The organism is Kitasatospora sp. NBC_01246, from assembly GCF_036226505.1.
GTDB lineage: Bacteria > Actinomycetota > Actinomycetes > Streptomycetales > Streptomycetaceae > Kitasatospora.
In genome coordinates this window covers 8,753,716-8,763,211 of record NZ_CP108484.1, presented here as the reverse complement: position 1 = coordinate 8,763,211, position 9,496 = coordinate 8,753,716, and the positions used below count along the sequence as shown (strand labels likewise).

The following is a 9,496-nucleotide window of genomic DNA, read 5'->3' as shown; positions in this document are numbered from 1 at the left end:
TAGGCAGCGCCTGGCGGCGCTGCAGCGGGCCTGACGGCCCGCCAGGGCCGGGGGTGCCGGCTGCGCCGTCACCCTGCGTGGTTGCTGGCCCGGGGCTGCGCCTCGGGGCGCGGCTGCGCCGGGCGGGGTGGGTGGGTGGCGGGGGCAATTCGCCTGCGGCGAATTGGCTTGCCCGGGGCGGCCCCTGGCGGGGCCTCAACTTGGTGGGTGATGGGCGTCAGGGCGGCACGGGCCTGCGGCCCGCCTTGGGGCCCGTTCCGGCCTGCGGCCGGGAGCGTTGACGATGTGGCGTGAATCGCCGTTATAGGGGCCTCCCCTGGCGGGGTGTCCGAGCAGCGTTGACGATGTGGCGCGAATTGCCGGTAGGAGGGCCATCCCTGACGGGACGGCGAATTCGTCGGGCCTTCCGTTCACGATATCCCGCGAATTGTCGGTAGAGGGCCATCACCCGATATCGGCCCCGGGGCGCAGCGGTGGGGCCCCGGTGCCTCTGCGGCCCTGGGGCGGGGGTGCTGGGCGGTCCCTCGGGCGGCCTGCGGCCTCCGGGAAGGGGACGGGGCCGGACGGCGCCCTGGCGGGCTCCGCAGCGGGCCGGGAGCGGCAGCAGGAGGGCGGGGCTGGCGCCTGCGGCCGGGACACGGCGGAGGGCCCAGGAGCAGCGGGCCGCAGGGGTGCTGGAGGACAGCGGGAGAAGGCACCGGCGGCGGGTGCTGGTGGGCGGCGGGCGAAGGCAGGCCCCGGCATCGGCCGCGACGGCGGCGGGCACCAGGAGGCCGCCGAGCCACCCGCCGGGCACCACCGGCACCAGCGTCGGCCCGGCACCCGGCGGCTCGGTGACGGGCCCTCCCCGGGGCAGCGGCGGCGCGGTAGAGGAAGTAGTCGTACCACTCGACGGTGCCAACCCCCGAGCGCGACAGCGGCCCCGCGCCCGTCCCCGGCGGGTGCGGCGGCGGCCACCACCGCAGCGCGGCGACAGCACCAGGCGGGTACGGCGCGGGCCTGCGGCAGGGCGCGGCGGGCACTGTCGGCCCGGCACCGAACCCACCCCCGGCGCCCACCACCACCCCCTTCGTGGACAGCACCGGCAACCCTCCGGCCTGCGGCAGGACGACGATGCAAAAGGTGTCGGCGACTCGGGGGTCGAGATGCAAGAGCTGTCAGGGACTCCACCCCCGGCCCCGGAAAGGCAGCACGGGAAGCAGCACCACACGGCCGGCGGGCGGGAGGCGACCCCGGTCCGGGGCGCAGCACCGCACCACCACCCAGCCCTCCAACAGCCACCCGTTCACACGCGGGCGGCCTGACGGCCGCGGCGGGTGCCGGCCTGACGGCCGCACCGGCGGAAGACCGGGCGCCGGGGCCCGGCGGCCCCGCAGCGGGCGGGTGACCGGGCCGGGCCTGCGGCACCGGCCAGGGTGGCAGGCGGCCCGTGGCGGTGGCCTGCGGCCCCCTGGCGGGGGCACAACGGACGTGGCCCGGGTGGGTGGTGCCGGGGGGCGCGGTGGCGGGGCGGGCCAGGCGATGGGGGCCGGGCCGGGCGGCCTACAGCCCCCAGGGACGATGGCACACCCCTGCGGGTGTCACCCCGCCCCGGGGTACCTCCCCCGGGGTGCGCCCAGCACCGCAAGCCGGAGCCGGAGCCGGCGTTCCGGGAAGCAGCGGCAGGCAGGACGTCCCCCTCCCCCGGGGGCCGGGAACAGCCCGCCCCCGGGGCGGCCGGCTGGCACCGGGCCCGGAGCAGCAGAGCAGCGCGGCGCAGCGGGGCACGGGGCAGGCGACGGGCGGGGGCACCGGACACGGCGGCGGGCGGGCGGCGGGCGGGCACTTCCGGTACGGGGTGCGGGGCGAATCCAGCGACCGGTACGACGGCGAATCGAGGCAGCCCCGGGAAGGCACTCCACAGGGGAAACCGGCAGTGCTCGCAGCAGTGAAAGCGGGCGTGATTCCGGCGCTGAATGCGGCGGCGGGCGGACCGGTTTCCGAAGGCCGAACACGACCGGGCCGGACCGTGAAACAGGCCAGGGAATCGCATGGATCGCCGGAGCCGTTCCGGCTGGTCGTTCCGGGAGGAAATCCGGGAAGTCGGAGCGGCGGAATCCTGGCGCGTTCCGGAGACCACCGGAGCGCGTCCGACAGGCGGAATGACCAGCATCGGAACTGGTGACACCGGCCGCTGCCTCGCACCGTGAATCACGGGACAGCCGGAGACACCGCAGGCGGGCGCAGCACAGTCCGGTCCGGCAGCACGTGAGCGGAATTCACGAGCGGCACGGTGGAATTCAGGGCCGGTTTCCGGAATCCGTACGACGCCAGGCGGGGCGGGGCCGGGTGGGCAGCGGCGCGGGGCGGGGCGGGGCGGGGCGCAGCCGGGCACCACCGCCTCCTGGTCCTCGCGCGGGCGGCCTGCGGCCGCGAAGGGGGTGCCGGCCTGGCGGCCGGACCGGTGGTGGTCGGGGGCCGGGGCCTGACGGCCCCGCAGCGGGCCAGTGAAGGGCCGCTGGCGGGGCGCGGGTTCCTGCGGCACCGGGGCGGTGGCGGCAGGGCCGTGGCAGGCGCAGGCGGTGGCCTACGGCCCCCGGGACCGGAACCACCCGACGGACCGACCACACCAGCCCGCCGAACCCACCCTGACGGCCAGCAGCAGCCGCTGCACCCGCACCACACGGCGGCGACCCAGCCGGGACGGCCGCCCCCACCGGCCGGGGCCACCCGGCCGGTGGGGGCGGCCCTGGTTGCACCCCCTGTTCAGGGGTGCCTGTTCCGACGTGCTTCCGGGGCGTGGGTGCGCCGATCTCCTTCCCGAGGCTGTCCGGCTAGCCTCGATCAACGTGTGGGCAGAGGGGTCCTTGCTCATAGCCGCCGGGAACGCCGCTGCCGACGCTCTCCCAGAAGGGCCGGGACACCGGGAAGTGCCCGCCGAGGGTGTGCCAGGTCAGGCCGGGGTGATCGGCGCGCAGCGCGATGAGGCCCGATGTGGCCAGGCCGCAGCGGCGGTACGGTTCGAAGGTGGCAGGGCTTTCCACCCACCCGATCCGGCAGCGTCGGCAGACCCGGTAGTCGACCGCGAAGATGTGCTCGCCGTGCAGCCAGGCCGCGCGCGTGCGCCACCCGGTCCGTTCCGAGGCCACCGTGTCCTGCCAGGGCGAGCCCAGGTCCCGGACAACCGGCCGGCTCCGATTCACGCGCCAGCGCCCGCGCGACAGACGGCGTACCAGCGGAATCCACCAGTCGTTGCCGATCTCGCGTCTGACCTCTGCGGCCTGCCCGGCCAGCCGTACCCCGTCCGTGTGTGCCCGAGTCGCCATGCCCACCACCATGCCCACCAAGACGGACACGAACACGACACCCGGGTCGGCCCGCCTCACCCCCGCCGGGAGCCCTCCGAACGCCGCTGCCCCCCGGCGCGCAGGGCCCGCAGGTCCCACCCCACACCCGGGCAAGCGAAGACAGCAGGTCGCCACGACGGGAGCAGCCGCGGCGACGGCGCCCAGGGCGAGACGGGAACAGCGCGGGCCCGGCAGGGGGCTGGCGGCGGGCGGGGACCGGCCCGGGAACGGCGACCAGGAGCAGCCGCTCGACACCGGCACGGCGCAGCAACGGGCGGGGCATGGCGGCGGCCGGCGGGCCAGCGGGCCAGCGGGCCAGCGGGCCAGCGGGCCGGGCAGGGAGCAGCCGAGCCCCGGCGGACCGGCACGATCGATGCAACACAGCGGCGCAACACGCCCGCCCCCGCCGACGGCCACATAAACCCTGGTCAGACCCGAAACACAGCCCCGCGTCACACCCCGACGCAACACCACGTTGCACCCGCCACCAGGCCACCGAACACCACCAGCAGAAGGCCGGGGCGGACCAGCCGACGCAACCGCACCAGGCACAGCCGCAGCGGGCCCCGGCAGGGGGGCCGACCACCGGCGAGCGGCGACCAGGACGGCAAGGCACAGCGGGCCGGGCGGGCCGGGACGGCCTGCGTGAGGGCCGCTGCCGGTGCCCGGCGAGGGCCGTCAGGCCTCCGCCGCTGGGTGATTGCCGCGCAATCACCCAGCCATCAGCTCCGACCGCCGACGAGCCGGACACAGCAACACCGGACCCGCAAGCGACGACCAGACGCAGCGGCACCGGGCCGGCAGCGGCTCATACAGGACGTCCCTGATCGCCCCGTCGACCGCCCGGGTCGAGGTGGTCAGCATGTGCTCGCCGTCGAACACCAGCTCACCATCCGCGGCGCGGACCAGGACCACCAGCAGCTCCTGCGCGTGCCGTACAAATCGTCGCCCCGTACCCGCCACGCGACCCCGGCAGCGGCCGCCAGGCAGCGGCGGCCAGGCGCAGCAAACCGGCGCCGGGCCGGGAGCCGGGGCCCGGCAGCGACCGCCAGGCACGGCAGGACCGCTACTCCTCCCCGCCCCCGGAAGCGGTCACATAACAGCTGGTCAGACCCGTAACACGGCCCCGTGTCGCACCCCTGACGCAACACCGTGTCGCACCCGCCATCAGTGCGCCGAGCCACCACCACGAGAAAGCCCGCAGGTGCGCTACCCGCTCCCGGACCCCGGGAGCAGCACGACGACCAGGCGCAGCCGCCCGGGGGCCGGGAGCAGCGGCCGGGGGCCGGAGCCGGAGCGGCAGACAGGCCGAACGCACTCGGCGGTGGGGAGCAGCCCGGCCACCACCACCCCGAACAGACGCGGCCGCCGGGGACGGCGGCGGGACCGGGGCACGGCGGCCGGAGGCGACGGCAGCCAGGAGCGGCCGGCCAGGGGTCGGCGCTCGTCTCGGCCTTGGGTCAGCCGGTCACACGTCCTCCAGGTAGAGCCATTCGATCGGGTCCCAGGTGAAGTCTTCCGGCGGATCGTCGAGAACGACCTCGTCGGTGAAGTCGTCGCCCAGCTCGTAAAGCTCTTCGTCGACGAGTTCAAGGCCGCAGGCGGAGCAGTCGAAGATGTAAGGCGAGATGAAGACGACGACGGCCTTGGGCCCGGCCACACCGCGGAGGGAGCCGAGGTTGAGGTCGCCCGTCAACCAGCCATCCGAGCTGCAGGCAGGGCAGGTCCTGAGCACGCTGTGCTCATTGGCGAGCGTCGTGCCCTGCTGCGTGACCGCAGCCAGTACGAGTGCTCGCTCCCTCTCATTCAGGTGCCCGTAGCGTTCCTCGAAGGCGGCCCTTGCTCTGGCCAGCCTGCCTTCCAGGCGGATACGGGTGGCTTCGACGCGCTCCTCGATCAGCCGGTCGTGCAGCGGCCGGTAGCTGCCCCAGTAGCGATCCGCATCTATCTTTAGCTCGGTAAGCAGCGGGTCGATCAGCCGAAGGCATGTGGTGAAAACCAACTGCACCTCGGCAACGTCATAGACACCACTGTGGGCAACTCCGTTGCGTGCGTTCGCGACGGGTCCGAGCGCCTGCTTGGCGACCGGCATTTGGGTGCGGAGGATCTTGTGCACCCGGTCGTGAGCGTCGACCAGTCCGATGGTCTTCGCCCGGCTGGCGGGGACAGACGCGTGCGTGCCATGACCGGTGGCATGGAGAAGCGAGTCAAAGTCCCGCTCGGCGATCAGCGCCGGGTGGAGCGAGGCCAGGTAGGCCTTGAGCATGTGCTCAGCGGCGATCCCAGCATGGTGAACGGCGAAGTCATGCGACTCCGGTCCCTGCGCAAACGCCGTCAGTGCGGCCGTCATCCACCGCTGGGATGAGAGCTGGAGTTGGTCAGAGTGCATGGGCTGGACCCTATGGCGGGAGGACGGGGGCGCGACACGGAATTCTCGTCTTCGGTATCCCGCGGCCGCGCTTGACGAAGCCGCAGTCGGCGACCGCCTGACCTCCGCCCGAGCGGCACGGAGCAGCCCCGCGACGCCGGTCTGCACGCCGGACAGGAGACCCCCGCTCGCGCGGGTGCTCGCCCAGCTTCACCCTCTGGCCCCAGAGGGGCAGCACGGGGAGCAGCCGGACCACCAGCCACCCGGAACGGCCGCGCGCCCCGAACGGCGACCTCCGCCGCCCCCGCGCCGGGGATGGCTGCGAGCCGGGCACGGCCGCCGCCCGAACCACACCGCTCCCCGCCCCCGAACTCCCGGCGAACTCCCGCATGAATTAACCACCCGCCAAAGCAGCCCGAGCAACGAAATTCCGGCTGAATACGAGAGGAAAGCCAGAGCCGAAAACCGGCGGCATTTCCGAGGCGCCGTCAATTCGCCGGAGCACCCCACAGCGGCCCCGGTCCCCAGACCGCCCGCCGAACCCCGGCCGGCCGGGGCGGTGACCACACGCCGTCGCCGAACCCGGCATACCCCGGAGTGCCGCCAGACCGCCTGACAGGGGTCGGCCGCACGCCCAGATTGGTCTACCAGAAGGCCCTACCCGCGCCAGAAATCCGACAAGGTCACACACCGGGACCCGAACCGGAACCCAGCCGAGGGCGGAGCAGAGCGGCCCGTCACGAAACCCCCAGCACCCCGAACGACAGACATCCGGGGGACAGGACAGCCCAGGCAGCCAAGGGCGGCCGGGACGGCAAGCAAGGGCGCCGGACAGGCGACCAGACGGGCCGGGCAGGCGACCGGCATGCCGGGGTGGACTACCCGAGCGGCAACGCCCGGCGGGGCAGTCCACCCCGGCACCGGTCAGCAGGCCAGACCCAGCCGGACGGGTGGACCACCCCCACCCAAACCAGAGCACCATCACTGCAGGTAGCAGCCCCCGTCCACGTCCATCGCGGACTTGATCGCCCAACGGCGCGCCGTGCGGCACCTGCCGGAACAGGTCAACCTCGGCCGGCCGCCACGGCGGCCCACTCCAGTCGGGACGGGCAGGCGGGAGTTTCGTCACCAACAGCCGGTCCCGCAACCACCTCACCACCCGCCTCCGGCAGCAACCGGCAGCCAGGCAGCAGGTGGGCCGGGCAGGCGGGGGCGCGGTTCAGGGAGCAGGCGGCTGATCGGCCCGCGCTGCTTGCTGCCTCCGCAAGCGCAACGCCTTCGCGGTCTTCGCGGCCAGTCGCGGGTCGTCGAGGACTCGGGCGATGACGGCTTCGTCGCTCATCTCCCCGTGCTGGGAGGGCAGCGGCGGGCGGGACGGGGCCGTCGCCATAGGGGTCCGCTTCTCCCTCTAGGCTGATGTCCCGTCATAGAGGCGGATTGGCAAGGAAGGCGGCATGTGATGGCGGGTCGGTTGAGGAAGGACGGCACAGCGCGGAATCGGCGGGACCCCCACGACCAGGTCGTACGCCAGCTGCTCGTGTTCAGCGGCAACGAGTGCGCGTGGGAGGACTGCAAGGTACGGCTCGTCACCGCCGAGAACGGTTGGATCGGCGAGATCGCCCACATCATCGGCGCCGAGCCTACAAGCGCTCGGCACGAGGACTGGGATGGCAAGGACCTCGATGACCTCCGGGCCCACAACAACCTGATCTTGCTCTGCAAGAACCACGCCAAGAACATCGACGACAAGTCCTCGCGCGGCGAGTTCACTTCGGAGTTCCTCCGGGGCATGAAGGAGCGCCACGAAGCCCCCTACCGCCACAGCGTGCAGCAGATGGAGGCGGCATACCGCGACGTCACCAAGGACAACACGGTCGCCTACGCAACCACCCTGCGCCGCTTTCACGACTGGGAGAACCTGGGGCTGACCCCAGAAGAGGAAGCACAGAGCATCAGCGCGTTCAACCGCCTCGCGACGGCTGTGGGCACGCTGACCCTGCCGGCACGTCAGGTCCTGGCCTTGGTCGCCGGGTTGGAGGAGCCCCCCGACTTCCAGCTCGTCATGCGGCGGTTGCAGATCAGGCAGCACGAGCTGGTCAGCGTCTGCGACGAGTTGAAGCGGGCCGACGTCGCGGAGTTGTGGGTGCCGGAGGACGGGGATCCCGCCGTGATCAGCCTGCGCGGGGGCCAGCTCGATGACGTGTCGGAGTACTGGGACGAGCTGCGGGGGTTCTGTGCTGACGAGGCCATCGATCTTGAGGACATCTTGATCCGCCTCGACTTCTCCCTATTGGACTGAGGCGCCGAACCGGCTGCCTGGGCACACGGCGGTAGCACTGGTGGTACCGGCTTGGCCCTCGGGCGGGGGCCACCGGACCAGCAGGACAGGTCAGCAGCCACCGGCTGGACATGGCGGCGGGCGCTGGAGGAGATCGACCCGTTCTGGTGCCCGGTGTGGCCGGTCACCTGGCAGCGCACCTACGCGGTCGCCCGGCTGTGGTGGCTCGACTCCGACGGCCGCGTCGACTGGGCGCGGCTGCCGGTGGACACGGTGTTCGAGGGTGAGCAGCTCGGCCGCTGGGTACGGGCGCAGCGGGCCGGCTGGCCGGGCCTGGAGGCCGATCAGCGGGGCCTGCTGGCGGCGATCGGGATCGAGGAGGACCAGGAGTTGGTGGCTGCGAAGGCCGCGGCCGAGGCGAAGCCGACCGTGTCCCGCGGCGACCGGTTCGCCCAGGGCCTGGCGGCGATCGCCCAGTTCGTGGAGCGGGAGCGGCATCCCCGGGTCCCCCGTCCGCACAAGGAGCCAGTAGAGGCCATGGAGGCCGGCCCCGACGGTGAGGAGCAGGCGGTCGTGTCGCACTTCGCCCTGGGCACCTGGCTCAACACCCAGAAAGCCCGCCGGGCCAAGCTCACCCCGGGCCAGCTCGCCCAACTCGCCGAACACGGCGTCGAGTGGGCGTAGCGGGCGGCGGTGGGATTCCCGGGACACTCACGTGATTCCCGTACACCGACGAGGTCGGCAGGTCAGGGCCGGTCGGGCCTCCCTCGTAGACGGAGGCCCGACCGGGAACACCGGCTCGACGCGCCTCAGCGGACGAACCAGACGATTCCCGCCGGACTCACGAGATGCGCCGGTCAGGGGCCATTCAAGCCCCGGCGCAGCGGCAGGAACTCACACTGGGGACCGAGGGCGGATCAGCCGACCGGGTTGAGGGTCCACCGCTGGTTCGCCGAACCCCCCGAGGACCACTGGACCACCGGAGCCGTGTCGCTCGGGTCGCCGCCGGCGACATCGAGGACGAGGCCGCTGTTGAAGTTGATGACGGCCATCGTGGCGCCGTCGACGTTGACCTTCCCCCAGCGCTGGTTGGCACCGCCGTTGCAGGTCCACTGGACGACCGCGGTCCCCTGGGCGGTGCTCCAGCCCGGCACCTCCAGGCACTTGCCGCTGTACACGTTGACGACGAAGCCGTCACTGACCCGCCACTGCTGGGCGGTGTCACCGCACCAGGCCGACTGACGCACCGGCGCGCCGTCATCGGTACGGAAGTCCGCCGCCCCCAGGCACTTGCCGGTCGCCGCGTTCTGGAACGCCACGGTGGAGTCGGCCGACAGCGGGACGTAGGACATCCCCGAGGCCGAGGCCGAAGCGGGCGCGGCGGCCAGCAGCCCGGCCCCCAGCCCGAGGGCGACCGCGGCGGCGGCGGAGCCCAGGCGGCGCGTGGTGGTGAAGTGGTCGTTCATGGTTCCCCCCATGGGTCCCTGCAGATGTGGTTCGGATGAGACACCCGGACTTCCCGAC

General features: G+C 73.2%; 6 protein-coding genes. 2 read left to right on the top strand and 4 right to left on the bottom strand.

Translation table 11 applies throughout. The features are described from left to right. Positions 1-2,813: 2,813 nt before the first annotated feature. From OG618_RS36880 to OG618_RS36870, 3 genes are all read right to left on the bottom strand, one after another. On the bottom strand, positions 2,814-3,341 hold the full coding sequence (locus tag OG618_RS36880; protein WP_329484977.1) for a hypothetical protein: 528 nt from the start codon (positions 3,339-3,341) through the stop codon (positions 2,814-2,816). A 696-nt stretch (positions 3,342-4,037) separates the two neighbouring features. Next, on the bottom strand, positions 4,038-4,241 hold the full coding sequence (locus OG618_RS36875; RefSeq protein WP_329484978.1) for a hypothetical protein: 204 nt from the start codon (positions 4,239-4,241) through the stop codon (positions 4,038-4,040). A 553-nt stretch (positions 4,242-4,794) separates the two neighbouring features. Beyond that, on the bottom strand, positions 4,795-5,715 hold the full coding sequence (locus OG618_RS36870) for a hypothetical protein (RefSeq protein WP_329484979.1): 921 nt from the start codon (positions 5,713-5,715) through the stop codon (positions 4,795-4,797). 1,516 nt (positions 5,716-7,231) lie between these two features. Here OG618_RS36870 and OG618_RS36865 point away from each other — a divergent pair. Together OG618_RS36865 and OG618_RS36860 are read left to right on the top strand one after the other, a co-directional pair. Further along, positions 7,232-7,993, top strand: coding sequence for a hypothetical protein (locus OG618_RS36865; protein WP_329484980.1), 762 nt, complete (start codon positions 7,232-7,234; stop codon positions 7,991-7,993). Between the two features lie 51 nt (positions 7,994-8,044). Then, entirely contained in the window at positions 8,045-8,656 is a 612-nt protein-coding gene (locus tag OG618_RS36860) for a helicase associated domain-containing protein (RefSeq protein ID WP_329484981.1), read from the top strand. Between the two features lie 233 nt (positions 8,657-8,889). Here the strand turns inward: OG618_RS36860 and OG618_RS36855 are convergent, their stop codons facing one another. After that, complete coding sequence (locus OG618_RS36855; RefSeq protein ID WP_442906979.1) at positions 8,890-9,324, bottom strand: RICIN domain-containing protein; 435 nt, start codon at positions 9,322-9,324, stop codon at positions 8,890-8,892. Positions 9,325-9,496 lie beyond the last annotated feature (172 nt).